Genomic DNA, 22,195 nt, shown 5'->3' on the forward strand with positions numbered 1-22,195 from the left:
GGTTAGAGAGCGGTCTGTTTATTCTTGTTATTTTTGGGTCGAATGAAAGTATTAGTCACCGGTGCTGCCGGATTTATTGGTTCCCATACTGCGGAGCGTCTCCTGGCCTTAGGTCACGAGGTGGTAGCCGTAGATAATTTCTCGCCTTATTACGACGTGAGTCTTAAAGAGCGCAATGCTTCGGAGCTCGCTAAACAAGGAATTCAGGTGCAAGCCGTTGATCTTCGAGAAGGCGGATTGGAAAAGGTTTTACCTACAGATATTGAATATATTTTCCATTTCGCTGCCCAGCCGGGAATTTCGCGTAAAAGTACTTTCGACGATTACCTGACAAATAATATCATTGCTACCCAAAGGGTTTTGCAGTTTGCGCAGCAGTGTCCGAATTTCAAATTCTTTGTCAATATAGCGACCTCGTCTATTTACGGTCTTGTGGCTACCTATCCAGAAGATGCTGCACCTAAGCCGGCTTCTTATTACGGAGTGACAAAATTGGCAGCAGAGCAGTTGGTTTTGGCCTACGATCGCGACGGATTACTATCGGGTTGCTCCCTGCGACTCTATTCGGTCTATGGTCCTAGAGAACGTCCAGATAAATTATACACCAAGCTTATTTTATGTGGTCTTAATGGGGAGCCCTTTCCGCTGTTCGAAGGCAGTGAGAAACACCTCAGAAGTTTTACCTATGTTCAAGATATAGTAGACGGTATAGTGGCTGTTATGGGCAGAGAAGCTGTTTGTAGTGGGGAGGTGATCAACTTGGGTACGGCAACAGAAAGTACCACTGCCGAGGGTATCGCTATAGTCGAAACCATTTTAGGGAAGAAGATCGAAATGGAGATCTATCCGCCAAGACCCGGTGATCAGTCGAGAACCAAGGCCAATATTGACAAAGCGAGACAATTACTTGATTATAATCCGCAGACCACGTTAAAAGAAGGCTTACAGGAGCAGGTGGAGTGGGTGCGATCTAGCTATTCTTCTTAATTCCCTTTTCAAATACGCAACCCTTTTTGTTTTATTAGTCTTTTAGATATAACTTGATATCTAATCAATACAATTATGGGGAGAATTGTACTATTGATCTGCTTCGTGCTTTGCAGCGCCGCGAGTTTTGCACAAACGCTTTTTGAGGAAAACACCATTTTAGAAAGCGTGTATTCCGCACCGTATACAGATGCAGATGAGGTCGATATAAACAACGACGGAATCAAAGATATTTTTGCGTCCAATCAAATAGGAATGGTCTATTATCTGGGCAATGGAACTGCCTATGATTACCCCAAGGACGTGGGCCGTTATACAGAACTCTTTTATAACCTGGACTACAGTTTGGCAGATATCGATCTGGACGGCGATATCGACGCAGTGAGTAGTATAGTGGAATATGAATTCCCCATAATTAATCTGCATAAATTCAATGCTACCACTAATTCCTATGATGAACCTGTTTTTTTGGAACTCCCAGTTGGGGAGCTAGGAGGTATTCTTTTTCACGATTTGGATGCCGATGGGTTCGTTGACATCATTTATTCTTCAGGATCAGCAGGCACTTACGGTCTGTATTGGATGCGGAACAATGGGGCAGCGGATTTTGAGGCTCCAGTTTTACTCTATGAGAGTGCTGAGCTCTTGCTGTATATTAAAATGGCAGATTATGATCTGGATGGTGATTCCGAGCTGTTTGGTGTACTGAGAGGCGGAGGAATTGGCTTTTTAGACAATACTGGGGCGCCAGATTATTATTCGACCTATTTTCAGATTGCTCCTCCGAGTGATTTTTATGGACCCTTTGAGCTAAGCGATTTCGACGCAGATTCTTATCCGGATCTTATTGGATATGCTGATGGAGTGAACGCTTCTGAGCGCGAATTATTCTATCACAGAAACCTCAGTGGAGCAGATTGGGGTGTTCACTTAACTATAGATTCTTTAAACGACAGACGTCTACGGACAATGACTGTAGAAGACATTGATCAGGATGGTTATATGGACATTCTTATGAGCGGTGGATTGGGGGATTCGCTATTGTGGTTCAGATACGAAGAATCCTCGGGAGGCTTTAGCAGTCGCATTCCGTTCGGGGATGATTACTATAACCAGACAGCATATGTTTTTTTAGTTCGCACTAATGACTCCGGTTCCTTTCAAGATCTGCTAGCCTTCCCAACTGATAAGATATATAATTACGACCTAGCTAGCGAGAATTTAGTTGGCAATGGATTTTTTGACATTCCCTTGGGCAATTGGTATTACATTGATGTTCAATACATTGACTTGGATAATGATGGCGACCTCGACATGTTGCCCAGTAGAGCGGCTGCAACCCCTTATGTAGTGATTTACGAGAATGACGGTCTGGGAAACTTTCCTGAATACGGAAATATACTTACCGATTACAATTTTAATAGGCCGGTACGAGCCCCGCTATACGGCGCATTGAACGGGGATGACTTAATCGATATATTTTACCTGAGAGACGATGACGACGGTTTCATGAATTCGACAGTAGCTTATATTCAAAATTTAGGGGATTTAAACTTATCTACACCTCAAGAATTAGATCTAACGGCAGTGTTAGATGACGTTTACGATCTGTTTATCCACGATATGGACAATGACGGTGACGTGGATCTATTTGTCAATAACGTTCACAGTTCTACAGCTGTTGACCCGGTTTGGTATTATGTGGAAAATATCGACAGCTTTACCGGCCCTGTTACTCCTGTACTCGTATGCGATAATTGCGAGGGGGACGAAATGAAGTTTGCAGACTTGGACAACGACGGTTTTGACGATTTGATCTTCGGTCATGAACAACAAGTAGTTTGGATAAAAAACAATGGCGATGGTAGTTTTGAACCACAAGAAATACTTGCAGAAACGATTGGTGGCCTTATTCGTCATCTCGAGGTAGGCGATCTTAGCGGAGATGGTAATACAGACATCTTGTACAGTCAATGGAGTACGGAGAACATTTATTGGTTGCAAAATACAGACGGTACAACCGAGGGTTTCTCTTTGGAAGAAATACCACAAGGATACACAGGGAGGCGCTATTTAAAGATTCTTGATGTCAACTTAGACGGTCTTAACGATATAGTCAGTATTCGATCTGGGGCCATGGTTTGGTATGAAAATTTAGGGGATTCTAGTTTTTCTTTGGCCCAATCTATTGCAACTGGGGATTCCGAGGAATTATGGCCATTGCACGTAACTGTAGCTAATATCGATGAATTTAGCCCTCCGGAGATCATAATCACTTCTATCGAGGACCCAGCTTTATACAGGAATCAAAACATTCGAACATATTCGTATTTCGGCTTCGACTATAACGAGATTCAAGGTAAGGTAGCTTTCGACTATAATGCAGACGGCTGTGATAGCGGAGATCCGAACATTCCAGATGTGCTTATACGATCCGAATACAGCAGTGGCTCTCAGACGGTGATTAGTAGTGATCTTGGATATATTATGAGTGTGCCCAGCGAGGATGTCACAACCGCCATTGCGGGTGGCTTGCCCGAGTTTATGACAGCTACGCCAGATGAGTATAGCTATACTTTCGGCGGAGGCGAATTTGTCAATGCAGATTTTTGTGCAGTGACCGATTTGATCTTAGATGACCTTTCTATAGATTTTATTCCTACCAGCGGACTGCGTCCCGGACGTATGGCGAGTTATTTACTTCGTGTTTCCAACAATGGGACAACAGCTCAGGATGCTAGTGTAAGCCTTAACTACGCTGCAGCCGATCTCAGTTTAGTAAGCAGTTCTGTCGCACCTACTCTAGACACGCCAGGTATGTTGGAGTTTGAATTTCCCTCCCTTTTACCGTTTCAATCTGTAAGCATTCGGCTGCGTTTTCAGGCAGAAGAGCCGCCAGAAGTTGTATTGGGTGATGTTTTGGAGTTTTCTGGGGATGTGATCGGAACAGAAAGCGACGCCACTCCAGAGAACAATTCCTTTGAATTCTTCCAAGAGGCCACAGATTCCTATGACCCAAACGACATTCAGGTATTAGAAGGTCCGGAAGTACATATCGATAATGCTGGAGACTATTTGAACTATATCATTAGGTTTCAAAATCTAGGTAACGCAGAGGCTATCGATGTATCAGTAGAAAATGCTATCGATCCGAATTTAGATTGGACCACCTTTAAACTTATGGGAATGAGTCACAGCGGAGCCGTTACTATAGAGAACGACAACCTTTTGCACTTTGAATTCGACAATATAAATCTTCCCTATGCGGAGGCAGACGAACCAGGCTCTAACGGTTATATTGCTTACAGGATCAAGCCTAAGGCCGATGTAGAACTCGGGGATGTAATCTCCAATGTAGCAGACATCTTTTTCGATTTCAACCCGGCCATCACCACCAATACGGTCACCACTACTTTTGTTCAAGACCAAGCAGGGCCTATGGGCAATACCGATGCCGTACGTTTATTTCCAAACCCCAGTATGGGTGTGGTCAATCTGCGTGGTCCAGATCTTATTGTGCAATTACAGCTGTTCAATCAGCTCGGGCAAGTGGTCTGGCAATTGTCCGATATGGAGGGAATCACTGTTGCGGATATCAGTTCCTTGGCTCCCGGAATTTATTTTGCCGAAACGGTGGACCGTTCCGGAGATCGTCGCATTGTGAAATTGATCAGACAGTAAGGCGAAGCACCGCATAGGCAGCTTCGAATGGCGTGGTCTTTTTTTGGTTTAAAAGCGCTTCTTGAGTTGCAATGGCTTGCAATACTTCAGGTTTGTTGTAAAAATTATCTAAGACCGTATTGCTTATGGTCTCCTTGAACCAATAATGCTCTTGTTCATTTCTTTTCTGACCAAAGGCAGCACTTTCCTTTGTTTGCTTTTTGTAATCAGCTATCAGCTCGTAGATCTGGTCAATTCCTTTATTCTCTAAGGCGCTACAAGTCATGGTTTTTGGGCTCCAGCCGTTTGCTTTCTGCGGATAGAGGTGAAGCGCTCTATTGAATTCTGTCTTGGCCAAACGGGCCGCTTTCTCATTGGCACCATCCGCTTTGTTGATCACAATGGCATCGGCCATTTCTATGATCCCGCGTTTAATCCCTTGTAATTCGTCTCCGGCGCCCGCCAACTTCAGCAGTAAAAAGAAATCTGTCATGGAGTGCACCGCGGTCTCGCTTTGCCCTACACCTACAGTTTCTATCAAGATAACATCATAACCAGCAGCTTCGCAAAGCACAATGGCTTCTCGTGTTTTACGGGCAACTCCGCCTAAGGAATCACCAGAGGCCGATGGTCTAATAAAAGCGTTTTCTGCCTTTACCAAAGACTCCATGCGCGTTTTATCGCCCAATATACTTCCGTGACTAATACTGCTAGATGGGTCTACTGCCAATACCGCTACTTTATGGCCCTTGCTCAAATAAAGCTGCCCAAACTGTTCTATAAAAGTGCTTTTTCCCACTCCAGGAACCCCGGTGATCCCGATCCGAATGCTGTCTACAGTGTGTGGTAAACAGGCTGTGATAAGTTCTTGCGCTTGCTGCTGATGTTTTTTTGCTTTGGATTCTATAAGGGTAATGCCCTTAGAAAGGGCAGCGGTTTGACCAGCTAAAATACCTTGTAACAAGGCTTGCTGTGATTGCTTTTTAAGTCGGTGTTTCTTGATACTTTGCGCCGCAGCTTGGCTCAAACTCTCCGGCCGCTCTATGCCCGGGGTCTCGCTCAAAGCCGAATCCGTTTTCTTTTTGGCGCTCATTGGATCAGTGATTCATTTTTACAGGAACCACCACATTGTCCCAAGCTAAGATCATGACCAAAGTATTCGGGCCGTCTTCTGCAAAACTAATGGTGAACTGTTCCATGGCGGTAAGGCTTTTAGAAATTGGAACCTCAGTGACCACTACGTCATAATTCGGATCGCGCGAAGCTTTAGCATTTAAGAATTTCACACCCCAGCCGTACATCTTTGAATTAAAGATCACCGTCCATTTGTCTTCGTTGGGGATGGTCCATAAACTGTATTTGCCTGCCGGTAAGGTCTGTCCTCCGATCTTGAGGTCTTCATCGGTTTCAATGGTTGTTGCCTCGTTGGCTCCGGTACGCCATACCTCCCCGTAAGGAACCAAGCTGCCAAAGATCTCTCTTCCTTTTTTAGCCGGGCTGCAATAAAAGACATCTACATGTAAATTTCCCTGGGTATAGGTTATGGTTTGCTCCGGACTGTGTTTCTTGGTCTGTGACCGCATAATAGGGCCGATAACAAAATAGAACAGCGCGATAAGTAAGAGAGCGCCGCCTAAGATCCGCATTAAAATTCCGCTGGAATTCTTCATAAAATAAGCTCTTTCTGCCTTAAAGAAATAAAGGTAGTAAATTTACCACTAAGCAATTTTATAGGGCTGCTTGAAACTTTTTTTAAATTTTTTGAAACGCCATTAAAATTGTCTCGTCTTTAGACCGAATAGCAATCCAAAAAAACCATCAAGTGTCAGATCTGCTACTTATAGAGCGATGCAAGCAAAACGACAGAAAGGCCCAAATGGCGGTATATAACAAATACTGTGAGGGCATGCTGATCATCGCAAAAAGGTATATGAAAGACACGGCTTTAGCCGAGGATGCCATGCAAGAAGGTTTTATCAAAGCCTTTCAGAAATTGGCGCAGTTCAAAGGGGACGTCACCTTTGGAGCCTGGCTCAAGCGAATTGTGATCAATACTTGTCTAGACACCATAAAAGCACAAAAGGCCGTATGGACAGGTATTAATGAAGAGGTGATGAGTGTGGTAGACGACCAAGACCACACTGTCCCAGACGGGACTACTGTCAACGAGGTAAAGATGGCTATAGCCAACCTACCGGAGAAGTACCGTCTGGTAACGCAAATGTTCTACCTAGAAGGGTATGACCATAGCGAGATCGCTTCTATCATGAACATTAGCGAGGCTGCTTCGCGAACCTGTTTGTTCCGCGGAAAAAGCCAGATCAAAAAACAACTAAAGCACTTAGACCATGGCACAGGATATTAGAGATTTATTGCAGCGAGATGCCCAAAAGGAGCGTGCGGACCTATCTGCCAACCACCAAGATAAGTTTGCTCGTTTATTAGACGAGCGACTGCCACAGGAAAAGAAACCTATGTTTTTATGGCTCAAGGTAGCAGCCATTGGAATATTGCTTTTAGGGATCGGTTATATACTAATGACCAACACCAGCGGTGAACCGCAGGAGCAAATGGCGGTAGAGGAGACCTTGCCTGCAGACAATCAAGAAAATCAAAAAGCGAGCAAAGGCTTGAGTGATTTTTCTCCGGAATTTAAAAAACTGGAGGACTATTACACCAGAAGTATCACTATGGGGATAGCCTCCTTAGAGGTTAACCCAGAGAACCAAGAACTGATAGACGGCTATATGAAACGCCTGTCTACCTTAGATAAAGAATATAAAAGACTGAATGCGGAATTGGTCAATGTGGGTCCTAATGACCTGACCGTGAACGCTCTGATCGATAATTTGAAATTGCGTTTGGAATTGCTACTCAAACTGAAAAACAAATTACGAGAACTTAAATCAGCAAACAATGAGAACAACAATCAAGTCTAATTGGATAGTAGGGCTGCTCTTTTTAAGCGCAACCACTCTTTTCGGACAAGTAAAGGAGAAAAAGACCTTTGACACCGATAGCGATGTACGCATCGAAGTAAACAGTTCCTATGTGGACTTTGTCTTTGAGACCTGGAATAGAGATAAAGTTGAGGTTACTGCGGAGTTGGTAGGTGAAGACCTAACCAGAGAGGAAGCCAAGGAACTTTTAGATGCCTGGGATTTCACTGTGTCCGGAGACAGCAACCGTATAACCATAAACAGCGGAACCAATTTTAACCTGAACTGGGATAGCGATTCGCTAGAGGCGCTAGAAAGCCTGGAGTCATTAGAAGCTTTAAAAGAACTAGAGAATCTAGAGATCAACCTAGAAGGCTTGGGCGAAGGCCTTGAAAAATTGGGGCCAATGTTAAAGGATGTATTAGGACCAATGATGGCGAATATGTCGAGTAATCCACTGCCTCCAGATTTCTTAGAAGGACTAGAAGGACTAGAATTCGATTACGATGCTTACGAAGCCGACAAAGAAGGCTATATGAAAAAGTGGGAAGCCCAACTCGAGGAGCGCTTTGGAAAAGACTTTGAAGTGAAAATGGAAGCTTGGGGCGAGGAATATGCCGAAAAGTGGGAAGCCTGGGGAGAAGAATTTGGCGAGAAATGGGCCAAAGAATTCGAAGACTGGGGCGAAGAGTTCGGTGAAAAATTTGCCAAGGACATGGAAAAGTGGGCCGAAGGCTTCGGTGAAGACATGGAGAAATGGGGCGAAAAATTCGGAAAGGACATGGAAAAGTGGGCCGAAGAATTCGAAGCCGAGATAGAAGAACTAGAAAAGAAGAACGGCGGCAAAGTGTTTATCATGAATGGTAAAGATTACGATCTAAAAGGTGTTAAGCGTGTGATCAAGATCAAAATGCCTAAGGATGCCGAGTTAGATCTCAATGTGCGTCACGGAGAGGTAAAACTAGGAGCGGTAAACAACATCAAGGCCGATCTGAACTACAGTACATTTATTGCAACTACAGTTGATGGAGGGGAAACCTCCATCAACGTTGCTTATGCGCCTGTATTTGTAAAGCAATGGAAAAACGGTGCCTTAGGGGTCAATTATGTAGACACTTGTGTGATCAATCAGGCAGATAATATTACCATGGAGGCCAATTCTAGCAACGTGACCTTTGGCGTGCTCAGTAAAGACGCTATGCTCAATGGGTCTTATGGCGCTTTGGTGATCAATAACTTCGGAGCCGATTTTTCTTCTGTGGCGTTGAACTTAGACAATACAGATGCCAATATCTTTTTACCAGAAGTGGCATTGGATATTTTCTTTAACGGAAAAAAGTCCAGCATTAAATTGCCTTCGGATGTGACTTCTAGTTCGAACAGTATGAACGGAAATTCTATGCTAAAAGGCTATCACCTGAATTCAAATTCTAATAGACTCATCAACATCACAGCCGCCTATAGCAATATAACAGTACACTAATAGCCTTAGGGCCTCGCCGCCTTAAGGCTTTCCATTTTATTTTACATCGCGCTGTTTGCAGCGTTAAGTTTGTTGCCCGTTTAGGGCATTTCTCATTTAGAAAGGGCCATAAAATAACCGGCCACATTGCTGTAGCCGGTCAACTAACTAAAATCAAGGAAGTGGTTTAGTCCTTGGTCACTAATTTTTTGGTCATATAGAATCCGGTAAGCAATCCGGCTCCTGCCATAAAGAAAATGGTTCCTGGGAACGCAATTTCTCCACTTAATCCGAGTACTTCATGAAATAATCCTCCGAAGAAGATCCCAGCACCAATCCCCATAGAGAGGAGTGCCAAGTTGAGAATAATGATCTTAGACACATTGTGTGATCCGCGCTTGTTGCTAAAAAAGATGGAGGCGTCTGCTCCTTTTTCAATCAAAGCAAGACGCTCTTTGTTACGCGCACTGATGTACAAATAGTAGATGCCAAACAAGACACCGAAAATGATAGGAATTACAATTACTTCTGATCCCATTGTATTTAGTTTTAAAGTTTATAGTTCATTTTTTAATTGATGATGCTGATATCTGCTCATTTGTCTCTAAGACGCTCCGATTTTTAAGTCGGTTACAGAAAAGGTAAAATATTTTTCTAGCTTGCTGTGTAACCACGCTGACCCTAATGGCGTCTTACCTTTAAATGAATCAAACCACTGACCACCATTTTATAACACAGACCCTGGCAGGTGACCCTCAGGCCTTTGGGCAGTTGGTCATGCGCTATCAAGATTATGTGTTCACGGTGGTCAATAGAATGGTACAGCATAGGGAGGAGGCTCAAGAGATAACTCAGGATACATTTGTCAAGGCCTACGGTTCTTTGTCGAGTTTTAGAGGAGACTCTAAATTTTCATCTTGGCTATATACCATTGCGTACAGAAAGACCTTAGATCGCATTAAGAAGAATAAACGTTATGCTGAATTCGATGCGTTGGAGCAGGTTCTATCTGCGGATGAGGACACAGAAACCCACGGGCTTAAGCGACTAGTTGCTCAAGAGCGATCGGCTACCATAAAGGCTGCCATTGCTCAGTTAGAACCAGTAACTGCGGCCTTGATCAGTTTTTATTATTACGAAGAGCTCTCTGTAAAGGAAATAGAAAAGATCACGGACTTGACTCCGGATAATATAAAAGTTAAATTGTACCGAGGACGCAAGAAGTTGTTTCAGTTGTTACAACAAGCGCAGTTCCCAGAAATACAACACGGTTATGGAAACCTTTAAAGACCCAAAAGACGCGCAGACCAGAAAATATTTGAATGAGGCTGGTATAGACAAGGCTCCAGAAGGAACCTATGCAGCCATCATGGATCAGATCACAGCGCTAAATGCATATTCTATTGCCTATAAACCGCTTATCAGTCGAAAAGGTTGGTTTGCGATAATTGGCGTCTTTGTACTCTTTTTAGTGGGTGTGTTCTGGGTGCCGATAGAGAAGTTTTATCTAAACAATATTCCGCAATTAGGAAGCCTTAATGAATTTTTAGGACAACTTCAGGTTTCCAATACCACCTTATATGCAGTAGGGTTTTTAGGGCTATTCTTATTGCAATTGCCGTTTTTAAAACGCCTTTTGGACGCTCAAAAAACCTAGCGCAGATCAAATAATCAATACATAAAAAAACCGCTGATGCAATGCACAGCGGTTTTTGTTTTTATGAGCTTAAGGCTTAATCCTCGGTCAATACCCATTCGCCTTTGTCGAGTAGGGGAATGGCTTGTTTGTATTTTACCGTTTTGGATTCTCCGCTCATCACGTGTTTTATGGTCACCTTTTCGTTACGTCCGATCTTAGGGCGCTCTCTGGTGATCGTTTCTGTCACTTGTTGTTGCTGAGGCTGCGTATTTCCGGCAGCTCTTGCTTGAGCAGCGCGCTCGTCCATATTAGGGATCTCGTCTTTTTGGGTGGTAAGTTTGTCGTTAGACTTTACCTGACGGGCCTCCTGAATGTTCTGATTCTCCTGAGGCAATTCTCCTTTGTACAAGAACGACAACACTTCTTTATTCACTTTGTCGATCATCTCTTTAAAGAGTTCGAAAGCTTCGAATTTATAGATCAGAAGTGGATCTTTCTGCTCGTGTACAGCCAACTGAACGGATTGCTTTAGCTCGTCCATTTTACGCAGGTGGGTCTTCCAACTATCATCAATGATAGCTAGCGTAATGTTCTTCTCAAAATCTTGAACCAGTTGTTTTCCTTCGGTCTCATAGGCTTGTTGCAAATCGGTTGCAACGTTCAGCGTCTTAACGCCATCTGTAAATGGTACTAGGATTCGCTTGTACTTATCGCCTTGGTTCTCGTATACATTTTTGATCACCGGGAACGCCTGAGAGGCCGCCTTTTCCATCTTGTCCTGATAGTGAGCATAAGCCGCCGTGTAGACTGTACCAATGATCTCGTTCTCACTTTTAGCGTCGAATTCTTCTTCGCTTACCGGAGAGCTCATTGAGAAATAACGGATCAGATCGAATTCAAAATTCTTAAAATCTTTTACCGGTTTGTTTGCTGCAACGATATTTTCAACGGTGTCGTAGATCATATTGGCAATATCCACACGCAGACGTTCGCCAAATAAAGCGTGGTAACGACGCTTATAGACCACCTCGCGTTGGGCGTTCATCACATCGTCGTATTCCAATAAGCGTTTACGCACGCCGAAATTGTTCTCTTCTACTTTCTTCTGGGCGCGTTCAATAGACTTAGAGATCATGGAATGCTGAATCACTTCGCCTTCTTTAAGTCCTAAACGGTCCATCATCTTGGCAATACGCTCGCTACCAAACAAACGCATCAGGTTGTCTTCTAGCGAAACATAGAATTGGGAACTTCCCGGATCTCCTTGACGTCCGGCACGTCCGCGTAACTGTCGGTCTACACGTCTGGAATCGTGACGCTCTGTACCAATAATGGCCAAACCTCCGGCTGCTTTGATCTCTTCAGTCAATTTAATATCCGTACCACGACCTGCCATGTTGGTTGCAATGGTTACCTGCCCAGGCTTTCCAGCTTCGGCAACGATATCCGCTTCCTTTTTGTGCAATTTCGCATTCAATACATTGTGCGGTACATTGCGAATACTCAGCATACGACTCAAGAGCTCAGAGATCTCTACAGAAGTAGTACCGATAAGTACTGGTCTTCCTGCAGCAGAAAGTTCTGTAACCTCGTCGATCACTGCGTTGTATTTTTCGCGCTTGGTCTTATAGATCTTGTCTTCTCTATCGTCTCTGGCAATAGGACGGTTGGTAGGAATCTCCATTACATCCAACTCGTAGATCTCCCAAAGTTCTCCTGCTTCCGTTATCGCAGTACCGGTCATTCCAGAGAGCTTGCGATACATTCTAAAGTAGTTCTGCAAGGTAATGGTAGCAAAGGTTTGGGTAGCCGCTTCGATCTTTACATTCTCTTTGGCTTCTATCGCTTGGTGGAGTCCGTCGCTGTATCGACGTCCATCCATAATACGACCTGTTTGCTCATCCACGATCATCACTTTGTTGTCCATTACGACATACTGCGTGTCTTTCTCAAAGAGCGTATAGGCTTTTAAAAGCTGATTCAAGGTGTGAATACGCTCACTCTTTACAGAGAAGTCTCTAAAAAGGTCTTCCTTGAGTTCGGCTTCTTCTTCTTTGGAAAGCTCTTGGGCTTCGATCTTGGCGATCTCAGTCCCCATTTCTGGCATCACAAAGAAATTCGGATCGTCTTTACCCGAAAGGAACTCAACTCCTTTGTCTGTAAGCTCGATCTGGTTGTTCTTTTCTTCGATCACAAAATACAATTCGGCATCTACCTTAGGCATTTCGCGATTGTTGTCTTGCATGTAGAAGTTCTCTGTCTTTTGCAAGAGTTGTTTTATTCCTTCTTCGGATAGGTATTTGATAAGCGCCTTATTCTTTGGCAATCCGCGGTAAACGCGAAGCAACTGTAGGCCTCCTTCTTTGGTGTCACCTTCGGCGATCAATTTCTTGGCCTCGGCCAAAACTCCTGTAAGCAATTTGCGCTGTACGTTAACGATCTCTTGGATCTTAGGTTTAAGCTCATTGAACTCATGACGGTCTCCTTGCGGCACCGGCCCAGAGATGATAAGTGGGGTACGTGCGTCATCGATCAAAACCGAATCCACCTCATCCACAATGGCGTAGTGATGCGGACGTTGTACCAGATCTCCCGGAGCGTGAGACATATTATCGCGCAGGTAATCAAAACCGAATTCGTTATTGGTTCCGTAGGTGATATCTGCGTTGTAGGCAGCTCTGCGCTCTGCGGAGTTCGGACGGTGATGGTCAATACAATCCACACTCATACCGTGGAACTCGAAAATAGGAGCCATCCAAGCGCTATCACGTTTAGCCAGGTAGTCGTTAACGGTTACCAAGTGCACACCGTTGCCAGCAAGGGCGTTCAGGTAAACCGGTAGGGTTGCTACTAAGGTCTTACCTTCACCCGTTTGCATTTCTGCTACCTTTCCTTGATGCAGGGCAATACCACCAACCAACTGTACGTCGTAGTGGACCATATCCCAGGTCACTTCTTTCCCGGCAGCGTCCCAAGAGTTAGACCAGATCGCTTTGTCTCCGTCTAAAGTGACATAAGCCTTAGTTCCAGAAAGTTCACGATCAAAGGCAGTAGCAGTCACTTCTAAAGTGCTGTTTTCGGCAAAACGCTTTGCAGTTTCTTTAATAACGGCAAAAGCTTCTGGCAAGATCTCGTCCAGGAACTGCTTTTCAATTTCGTACAGGGCATCTTTTAATTGATCGATCTCGGCATAGATATCTTCTTTGCGTTGGATATCACTCACGGCCTCAGCCTCTTCAGAGAGCGCTTCGATCTGTTTTTTGGTTTCCGCTTGAGCCTCGCGTAATTGGGCTCTAAAGGTGTCGGATTTAGCGCGAAGTTGGTCCAGGGTGAGCTGTGCCATTTCGCCTTCTTTGGCTTTAATCTGGTCAACCAAGGGTTGAATTTCGCCCAGATCCTTTTTGGCTTTATCGCCAACAAATACTTTTAATACGTTATCTAAAAGACCCATGTCTTGTGTGTTTCTTTTTTAGCGGTATAACTCAGGCTTCTTTTTATTCAGACTGCAAAAATGCAAACAGCTGTAAATCAGAGGAATTGAATCCGAAGATAGTTCCTTCAGCCGCAGTTCAATAGTACGCAAAAAAAAAGCCTCCTGCGAGACTTTTTTATTTATAGTGGATTAATATTCATCCTCGTTCCAAAGGTAATCTTCGTCAGTGGGATAATCTGGCCAGATCTCTTCGATAGAATCGTAAGAGTCTCCTTCGTCCTCAATGGCTTGAAGGTTCTCAACAACTTCAAGAGGGGCTCCCGTACGAATAGCGTAATCGATCAATTCGTCTTTGGTAGCAGGCCAAGGTGCGTCGCTCAAATATGACGCTAGCTCTAAAGTCCAGTACATAGCACTTGTTGCATTTAATTTTTGCAAAAATAATTTTTTAGATCAAAAAGTCAAGTAAAATCTAAATTATTTGTCCGTGAATAAAAAGAACGTAAGAATATCAATTTAAAAAGCTGATATTCAGTTAGTTAAAATTAATTAATATTTTTCATTGCTGCCGATGGAATTAGGAGCGGTTTTAATACTTCTCCGGGATCCACTTGATTTCCTCGGCTTGCAGTTCTTGTGTCAACATCCGTGCCAACACAAAAAGATAGTCAGAAAGGCGGTTTAGGTACTTCAATACGGCCTCATCAACAGCTTCAAAATCGTTGAGTTGTGCTGCTAAACGCTCACTACGTCTGCACACACAGCGCGCGATGTGACAGAATGACACCGTCTGATGGCCTCCTGGCAAAACAAAGTGCGTCATAGGTGGGAGCAGTTCGTTCATACGATCCATTTCGTGCTCTAAGGCTTCAATATCTGCAGCGCTTATCTTGGGGATGTTCAGGCGTTCTTTGCCACTTTTCAAGATGGCCTTTTCCGGATCGGTAGCCAAGATGGCACCAACAGTAAAGAGCTTGTTTTGGATCTGCTCTATAAACTGCTTGTGATTGGCAGCTATCTCCTGATCGCGAACAAGTCCAATATGTGAATTGAGTTCGTCAACAGTGCCGTAACTTTCTATGCGGATGTGGTGTTTGGGAACTCGTGTCCCTCCAAAAAGTGCTGTGGTTCCTTTATCGCCGGTCTTGGTGTAAATCTTCATTGTCCTTTCGTTTTTCATAGTATCGCTTGCGGAACGACCTGTTCTTGCGACTGCGCGATACTTGCGCGTTGCGTTTGTTCCAGAAAAGAATCAGGACCAAGAGCAGCAATAAGCCGCCAACTACGAAATAAGGATTTTCAAGATAGGCGTCCACAAGCTTACTTGGTTCGGGTGTCTGATTCGATCATACCATCTTTAAGACGAATTACCCGATGCGCATGCGCCGCAATGTCTTCTTCGTGCGTTACCAGAATCACCGTATTTCCGCTCGCATGGATCTCATCGAATAAATTCATGATCTCCAAAGAGGTTTTAGAATCCAAGTTTCCGGTAGGCTCATCAGCCAGAATGATAGAAGGCTTGTTGACCAATGCCCGCCCTACAGCAACACGCTGTCGTTGCCCTCCAGAGAGTTGGTTGGGTTTGTGGTCCATACGATCGGCCAGACCAACATCGGTCAAAACCTCTTCCGCCCGCTTTGAACGAGCACTTTTAGAAGCTCCTGCGTAGATCATCGGCAAAGCCACATTTTCTAATGCAGTAGTTCTTGGTAAAAGGTTAAAGGTTTGAAAGACAAACCCGATCTCTTTGTTGCGAATGTCGGCCAATTCATCGTCGGTGAGGTTACTCACATCTTGTCCGTTGAGTATGTAAGTTCCGTCGGTAGGGGTGTCTAAACAACCCAAAAGATTCATTAAGGTCGATTTTCCAGAACCGGAAGGCCCCATCAAGGCTACGTATTCGCCTTGCTCAATATCGAGGTCAATTCCTTTTAAAACCTTTACAATTTCTTGTCCTAACGGGAAATCCCTTTTGATACCGCGGATCTTAATAACTGTACTCATAAAAACACCGATGGTTTATAGTATGCAAGATACTTCATTCTACGCACATAAGACGTAGACAGGCTGGCATTGTTACAATCTTAACACAAAATGTTGTTTGGGTTGTTCTTTGCGAAAAAACACCCATCCCCAATGGAAGGAGTCTATGGTGACCGTCACCTCTGGGTGAGCTTTTATTTGCTGCCAGGCCTCGGTCATTGCTGCAGACCAATATATATCGTCTAGAATAAGCAGGCTATCATTGTGAAGCTTAGGCAACAACTGCTTAAAGGTAAAAAGGGTGAAGTCTTTAGTGTGGCCACCATCTAGATAGACCAGATCCCAAGATTGGTCGTCGTCATTTAGAAAATCAGTGAATAAGGCATTCACAGGGGTAATATTGTCAAAATTAAACCGCTTAAATCCTTTTACCGCTTCAGCAAGGGTGTTGGGGCAACGTTCAACGGTAGTGATATTTCCTTCTGGATGCCCAATGTGCATGGCTACCGTTCCTTTGCCCAAAGACGTTCCCAGTTCTAACATGTTTTTCGGCTTGAAATAGGCCGTTACACTAGCCATAAGTTCCTGAGTCTTTTGAGACATACCAGCAACTTTGGCAATCTGATCAACCCCTCGCTCTTCACTTTTGAAAACACGTGAGCCTGCTCCAAAATCCTCCACCTTTATTTTGAGCTGTTGCCCAATTAAGTATTTGTAGTGCTTTGGCAGTAATTGTTTTAACTCAGGTGGAATTCGAGTTTTTACGCCTTCGGTAATTAGTTTATATACAAAAGGGGAGTGCACGGCATGCTCGTTCTTGGAACGCCACAGAAAACTCAAATATTTGAGAAACTCATACATCGTTAATCCTCCAATTTCATGGAAAGCTCAAACCAGCGTTCGGTCTTTTCTTCTAGGGTGGTAATGATCTGCTGCAATTTTAAAGACTCTTCGTTGATCTTGTCCGTGTCCCAATCCGCAGTGGCAAAAGCAGCTTCGAGTTGTTTTTTCTCGCGCTCAAACTTGGCAATGTCGCGTTCTAAGGCCTTGTACTCTTTCTGCTCGTTATAGTTGAGTTTGGCCTTAGCGCCAGGGTCTTTCCAATCGGTCTTTTCTTTTTTGGTTGTTTTTTCTGTCGGATCGCTGCTGTCTTCGTAGGCCCTAAAGTCGCTGTAGTTGCCTGGAAAGTCCTCAATGACTCCATCGCCTCTAAAAACCAAAAGGTGATCTACCACCTTGTCCATAAAGTAGCGGTCGTGCGAAACAACAATCAAACAGCCCGGATAATCCAGCAGGAAACTTTCTAAAACATTTAAGGTGACAATGTCCAGATCGTTGGTGGGCTCATCGAGTATTAAGAAATTCGGATTCCCAATAAGTACAGTACACAGATAGAGACGCTTGCGTTCGCCACCGCTCAATTTTTCTACATAGTCGTATTGCTTTTTTCGATCGAATAAAAAGCGTTCTAGCAACTGCCCGGCAGAAAGTTGTCGACCTTTTTTAAGGGGAATATAATCGCCGTACTCGCGGATCACATCAATGACCTTTTGTCCGGGCTTCACTTCTATGCCAGCTTGAGAATAATAACCGAACTTGACCGTTTCTCCAATAACGATCTTTCCAGCATCAGGGTCGCTTACTCCAGTGAGCATATTTAAAAAACTGGATTTACCGCTGCCGTTGTTTCCAATGATCCCAACACGCTCTCCGCGTTGAAATCGATACTCGAAATTTTGTGTGATCACCTTATCTCCAAAGGCTTTACTCACTTTGTGGAACTCGGCAATTTTAGTGCCTAAGCGCTCCATATTGAGCTCCAGTTGTAGCTCATGTTGTTTTCTTCTTTGATGCGCTCGTGCTTTGATCTCGTGAAAGTCGTCTATACGAGATTTACTTTTGGTGGTGCGGGCCTTAGGCTGTCTACGCATCCAGTCGAGCTCTTTTTTGTAAAGCTGAACAGCCTTGTCAGTCTCCACTTCAAATTGCTCCAATCGCATTTGGCGCTTGTCTAGATAATAGGCATAATTACCTTTGTAAGAATACCACTGTCCATTATCGAGTTCTACGATCTCGTTGCAAACCCTATCTAAGAAATAGCGGTCATGCGTTACCATGAAAAGACTGACTTTTTCACGTGTAAAAAAGGCCTCTAACCATTCGATCATTTGCAGATCCAAATGGTTGGTGGGCTCGTCTAAAATGAGCAGGTCCGGTATATTGATAAGCGCATGTGCCAAGGCCAGGCGTTTCTTTTGTCCGCCAGAAAGATTACTCACCTTTTGATCCAAGTCGTGTAACTGGAATTTAGAAAGCACGGTTTCTATGCGGTTCTCAAAATCCCAAGCCTGTGCGGCTTCCATAGCGTCAAAGGCCTTTTGCATAGCTTCCGCATCTTCTGGATTCTTTAATGCTAAATGATACTCGTCTATGATCTTAAGGGTAGGAGAATCTGTGTGGTAGATCGTCTCTTTGACCGTTAGATCGGCCTGCAGTTGTGGTTCTTGTGGTAGGTATGAAACTTTTAGGTCCTTTCTAAACACAACTTGCCCACTATCTGGAGCTTCTACCTGGGCTAGAATATTCAAAATGGCCGTCTTGCCTGTTCCGTTCTTGGCTACAAAACCAATTTTTTGTCCTTGGTTGATCCCAAAGGAAATATCTTCGAACAGCACGCGCTCCCCGTAGGCCTTAGCAATATGTTCAACTGAGACAAAATTCAATGCAGAAACTTTGGCTCAAAAATAATCAGAAAATACAGCATCCCCGGGATTTCTTTTTATTATTAGATGCGTTAGGTTATATTTGCTTTAAACTAGTTAAACACTTAATGAAGTCCGCCGTTTTATACGCCCTAGTGGCAGTTCTTCTTTCCTTCTCTTCTTGTATCCCAACCAAAAGGCTGACCTATTTGCAGGAGGACTTAGGATCAAATGATTCTCTGATGTCCGTTCGCAAAGTGACTCCACCTTATCGCGTGCAGGTAAACGATATGATAAGTATCCGGATCAAGGCATTAGATCAGGAACTTGTAGGTATGTTCAATCCGGTAGGAGAAAGTAATTTGAACGCTACAGGAGAAGAACGACTTTATTACGATGGTTTTACGGTAGATCAGCACGGAAATATCAGAGTGCCAACTCTTGGAGAGGTCAATGTGCTGGGTTACACTGTAGAAGAGATTCGAACTACCATAGAGGAACGTTTGCTATCCGAATATTTTAAGGAGGATGCCAATATTTTCGTAACCGTTAAATTGGCGGGAATTCGCTATGTCATTAATGGCGAAATAAACAGGCCCGGATCTAGTGTTATTTATCGAGATAGGGTTTCTATCATGGAAGCAATAGCCACTAACGGAGATATCCCTGTCACTGGAGATAAAACCAATATTGTTATAGTTAGACAATATCCGCAGGGACAAAAAGTGCACCACATAGATCTAACTACCATAGATGCGGTGAATTCGCCTTATTATTACATACAACCGAATGACCTGATACTTGTGAATCCGCTGCCAGAAAAGTCCATCGGGACTGGAACCACCGGCTTGCAATCCTTTACAACGATCATCTCGGTAGTTACGGCCTTAACCTCTATTATTCTATTAGCGACCCGTTTGTAATATGAGTAAAGAGTTCGAAATAGAATCCCCCGAATATAATTTTGACTTTAAGGGCCTGCTGGTTTCCTTATTGTCTAATTGGAAGCTTTTCTTAGTTTGCTTGGCTATTGCCTTTGGAGTTGCATATTATATCAATGTCCGCAAATTACCGGTCTACACTATGAGTAATATGATCTCCATTAAGGACGATCAGAATCCATTTTTTACTACCAACACGAGCCTCACTTTTAACTGGGGAGGAACAACAGATAAAGTCAACACCGCCTTGATCATGTTGCGTTCCAGAACGCATAATGAAGAAGTAGTTGACAGCTTGCAATTCTACGTGAATTACTGGCGCGATGGAAAATATCAAAAAGAAGACGCCTACAAACAAACTCCCTTTGAGTTTGTGGCGGACACCTCTGAATTACAGATTATCAACTTGCCTTTGACCATCACGGTTAAAGATTCTACCACTTTTAATCTTTCCGTTGATTTTGAGGCACCTAGTTATCGACTTTTCCATTATGGCAGAAAGACTTCTCGCAGATGGACGCCCGATAAGCCCAGTTTTAGTGGTGATTTCAAGTTTGGAAAACCAGTTCTTTTACCCTTTCTGAATGGTAGTTTCACCTTTAAGAAATGGAGAGGACAACTCAACACGCCGTATTATTTGAGCTTTTCTAATTTCAATGGTGTTGTAAACCGATATAAGAGTATTAGTGTAATTACAGAGTCTGACGGTTCTTCTATTTTGATCATGCGTTTGAATGGTCCGAATAAAGCCAGACTGGTCGATTATCTAAATGCATCGTCTTTGATATTACAAGAAAACCTCTTAGAACGAAAGAATCTCTTTGCGACCAAAACCATCGAATTCATTGATAAGAGCTTAAAAACGCAGATCGATGCACTTGGCGATGCCGAAACCAAGCTCAATGATTTTAAGGATGCCAACGCGATCTATGATCTAGATCAAGAAGGAGCCGAATTATCTCGATTGTTAAGAACCCTTGATGAACAAGTAGAAGGTTTTCAAAGACAATTGGATTATTACAACAAACTAGAGGAATACTTGCTTACGAGAAATGATTACGATGATGTCCCAGCTCCAACCGTTGCCGGGATCCAAGAAGGTGCCATAGCTGCCGGAGTGAATCGGATCATCGCTCTATCTGAGACTCGAAGTCGCTATCAATACTCCTTAAAAGAAGGTACGCCGATCTTTGCGGAGCTAGACCGTAATATAGACGCAACCAAAACGGTGTTGCTTGAGAATATTAAATCCAGTAAGGCGCGAGTTAATGACGATATTGCTGTAGCGAGAAATAGAATAGCACGCAGCGAAGCCTCTATTAGAAAATTACCTAAGGAGCAACAGGAACTGCTAAAAATTCAGCGCGAATACAACCTTTCCTTAAGTACATACAACCTGTTCCTCTCTAAGAAGAGTGAAGCTAACTTGGTAAAGGCTGCTAATATTAGCGACGTTTTAATGATCGATCCTGCCAAGGATACCGGTGGGGGCCAGATAGGACCAAACAACAGTTTGAATTATATACTCGCAGCTATCTTAGGCTTTTTCATTCCTTTCTTATTCGTTTTCGTTCGGTTCTTATTGAACAATAGAATACAGCACGGACAGGATATAAAAAGACTATCTAATATTCCTATTCTTGGTGTTATCGGGAAGAGTTCCATTAGTGGGAATCTAGCGGTATTGGAACGTCCTAAATCAGCGATTGCTGAATCGTTTAGAGCAGTACGCTCCAGTTTGCAATTCATGTATAAAAAGCAAGGCGTTAGCGGAGCAAAAACGGTACTTATCACCAGTTCTATCAGTGGAGAAGGAAAGACGTTTTGTTCTATCAATATAGCCTCTGTCTTCGCCTTGAGTAATAAGAAGACCATCCTGTTGGGCTTAGACCTACGCAAACCCAAGATCTTTGGAGATTTTGACATTAAGAACGATATAGGAGTAGTAAACTATTTGATCAAGGACGCAACGCTGGAAGAAGTAGTGCAAAATACTTCTATTCCGAATCTGCAGGTGATCACTTCCGGACCTGTGCCGCCAAACCCTTCTGAATTGCTTATGAATGAGCAAATGGACGAACTTATGGAACGGCTTAAAGAAGAATACGACTACATCATCTTGGACTCGCCTCCGCTCGGATTGGTAACAGATGCCATTCAATTGGTAAAGTATTCAGATGCGAATATCTATGTGATCCGCCAGAATTATACGCAAAAAGGTATGTTGACCTTTATCAACGAGAAATACAATAGCGGAGAGGTTAAGAACATCAGTTTTGTACTAAACTATTTCAAACAGAAATCGGGCTATGGTTATGGCTACGGCTACGGATATGGCTATGGTTATGGCTACGGTTATGGCGGATATGGTCAGGGCTATCACGAATCCCCAGAGAAAAAATCCCTGCTGCAACGAATACGTGCCCTGTTCAAGGCGAAGAAGTAA

The 22,195-nt window shown here is 43.6% G+C and carries 18 protein-coding genes; 9 read left to right on the forward strand and 9 right to left on the reverse strand.

Translation table 11 applies throughout. The features are described 5' to 3' along the window. Positions 1-42: 42 nt before the first annotated feature. Both BTO09_RS10625 and BTO09_RS10630 read left to right on the forward strand, forming a co-directional pair. Positions 43-987 carry an NAD(P)-dependent oxidoreductase gene (locus BTO09_RS10625; RefSeq protein ID WP_087524758.1) on the forward strand — a complete coding sequence of 315 codons (945 nt, stop codon included), beginning with the start codon at positions 43-45 and terminating at the stop codon, positions 985-987. A 75-nt stretch (positions 988-1,062) separates the two neighbouring features. After that, on the forward strand, positions 1,063-4,668 hold the full coding sequence (locus BTO09_RS10630) for a T9SS type A sorting domain-containing protein (protein WP_087524759.1): 3,606 nt from the start codon (positions 1,063-1,065) through the stop codon (positions 4,666-4,668). Here BTO09_RS10630 and meaB read toward each other — a convergent pair. Continuing rightward, positions 4,658-5,740 (reverse strand): methylmalonyl Co-A mutase-associated GTPase MeaB, encoded by a 1,083-nt coding sequence (meaB, locus tag BTO09_RS10635; protein WP_087524760.1) that lies wholly within the window; start codon positions 5,738-5,740, stop codon positions 4,658-4,660. The two genes, BTO09_RS10630 and meaB, sit on opposite strands and share 11 nt — an antisense overlap. 4 nt (positions 5,741-5,744) lie before the next feature. Next, positions 5,745-6,317: a DUF2911 domain-containing protein gene (locus BTO09_RS10640; protein WP_087524761.1), complete on the reverse strand. Its 573-nt coding sequence runs from the start codon at positions 6,315-6,317 to the stop codon at positions 5,745-5,747. A 152-nt stretch (positions 6,318-6,469) separates the two neighbouring features. Here BTO09_RS10640 and BTO09_RS10645 point away from each other — a divergent pair, with 152 nt between their 5' ends. Genes BTO09_RS10645 through BTO09_RS10655 form a run of 3 tightly spaced genes read left to right on the forward strand, consistent with a single transcriptional unit; the run spans position 6,470 to position 9,069 of the window. After that, entirely contained in the window at positions 6,470-7,012 is a 543-nt protein-coding gene (locus BTO09_RS10645; RefSeq protein ID WP_087524762.1) for an RNA polymerase sigma factor, read from the forward strand. Beyond that, on the forward strand, positions 6,996-7,586 hold the full coding sequence (locus tag BTO09_RS10650) for a hypothetical protein (RefSeq protein WP_087524763.1): 591 nt from the start codon (positions 6,996-6,998) through the stop codon (positions 7,584-7,586). Before BTO09_RS10645 ends, BTO09_RS10650 begins: the two co-directional genes overlap by 17 nt. Next, positions 7,564-9,069 carry a TipAS antibiotic-recognition domain-containing protein gene (locus BTO09_RS10655; protein WP_087524764.1) on the forward strand — a complete coding sequence of 502 codons (1,506 nt, stop codon included), beginning with the start codon at positions 7,564-7,566 and terminating at the stop codon, positions 9,067-9,069. Before BTO09_RS10650 ends, BTO09_RS10655 begins: the two co-directional genes overlap by 23 nt. 166 nt (positions 9,070-9,235) lie before the next feature. On the opposite strand, the gene BTO09_RS10660 is transcribed toward BTO09_RS10655, so the two are convergent. Then, a complete protein-coding gene (locus BTO09_RS10660; protein ID WP_087524765.1) occupies positions 9,236-9,586 on the reverse strand; it encodes a DUF6249 domain-containing protein in 351 nt (116 codons plus the stop codon). 164 nt (positions 9,587-9,750) lie between these two features. On the opposite strand from BTO09_RS10660, the gene BTO09_RS10665 reads away from it, so the two are divergent. Both BTO09_RS10665 and BTO09_RS10670 read left to right on the forward strand, forming a co-directional pair. Next, positions 9,751-10,335, forward strand: coding sequence for an RNA polymerase sigma factor (locus tag BTO09_RS10665; RefSeq protein WP_087524766.1), 585 nt, complete (start codon positions 9,751-9,753; stop codon positions 10,333-10,335). Continuing rightward, the gene (locus BTO09_RS10670) at positions 10,322-10,705 is read left to right on the forward strand and encodes a hypothetical protein (RefSeq protein ID WP_087524767.1); all 384 of its coding nucleotides are present in this window, start codon (positions 10,322-10,324) and stop codon (positions 10,703-10,705) included. Before BTO09_RS10665 ends, BTO09_RS10670 begins: the two co-directional genes overlap by 14 nt. Positions 10,706-10,781: 76 nt before the next feature. Here BTO09_RS10670 and secA read toward each other — a convergent pair whose 3' ends face one another. From secA to BTO09_RS10700, 6 genes are all read right to left on the reverse strand, one after another. After that, a complete protein-coding gene (secA, locus tag BTO09_RS10675) occupies positions 10,782-14,138 on the reverse strand; it encodes a preprotein translocase subunit SecA (protein ID WP_087524768.1) in 3,357 nt (1,118 codons plus the stop codon). 171 nt (positions 14,139-14,309) lie between these two features. Then, positions 14,310-14,531, reverse strand: a complete 222-nt coding sequence (locus tag BTO09_RS10680) for a DUF2795 domain-containing protein (protein ID WP_008272287.1) — start codon at positions 14,529-14,531, stop codon at positions 14,310-14,312. 178 nt (positions 14,532-14,709) lie between these two features. Further along, positions 14,710-15,282: a cob(I)yrinic acid a,c-diamide adenosyltransferase gene (locus BTO09_RS10685; protein ID WP_087524769.1), complete on the reverse strand. Its 573-nt coding sequence runs from the start codon at positions 15,280-15,282 to the stop codon at positions 14,710-14,712. A 158-nt stretch (positions 15,283-15,440) separates the two neighbouring features. Beyond that, positions 15,441-16,127, reverse strand: a complete 687-nt coding sequence (locus BTO09_RS10690; RefSeq protein WP_087524770.1) for an ABC transporter ATP-binding protein — start codon at positions 16,125-16,127, stop codon at positions 15,441-15,443. Between the two features lie 72 nt (positions 16,128-16,199). Next, positions 16,200-16,967: an O-methyltransferase gene (locus tag BTO09_RS10695; protein WP_087524771.1), complete on the reverse strand. Its 768-nt coding sequence runs from the start codon at positions 16,965-16,967 to the stop codon at positions 16,200-16,202. 2 nt (positions 16,968-16,969) lie between these two features. Next, entirely contained in the window at positions 16,970-18,829 is a 1,860-nt protein-coding gene (locus BTO09_RS10700) for an ABC-F family ATP-binding cassette domain-containing protein (RefSeq protein ID WP_087524772.1), read from the reverse strand. 107 nt (positions 18,830-18,936) lie between these two features. Here BTO09_RS10700 and BTO09_RS10705 point away from each other — a divergent pair, with 107 nt between their 5' ends. Together BTO09_RS10705 and BTO09_RS10710 are read left to right on the forward strand one after the other, a co-directional pair. Next, complete coding sequence (locus tag BTO09_RS10705; protein WP_087524773.1) at positions 18,937-19,731, forward strand: polysaccharide biosynthesis/export family protein; 795 nt, start codon at positions 18,937-18,939, stop codon at positions 19,729-19,731. 1 nt (position 19,732) lies between these two features. Further along, entirely contained in the window at positions 19,733-22,195 is a 2,463-nt protein-coding gene (locus BTO09_RS10710; RefSeq protein WP_087524774.1) for an exopolysaccharide transport family protein, read from the forward strand.

Origin of the sequence: Gilvibacter sp. SZ-19 (genome assembly GCF_002163875.1) — a bacterium.
Classification (GTDB): Bacteria; Bacteroidota; Bacteroidia; order Flavobacteriales; family Flavobacteriaceae; genus Gilvibacter.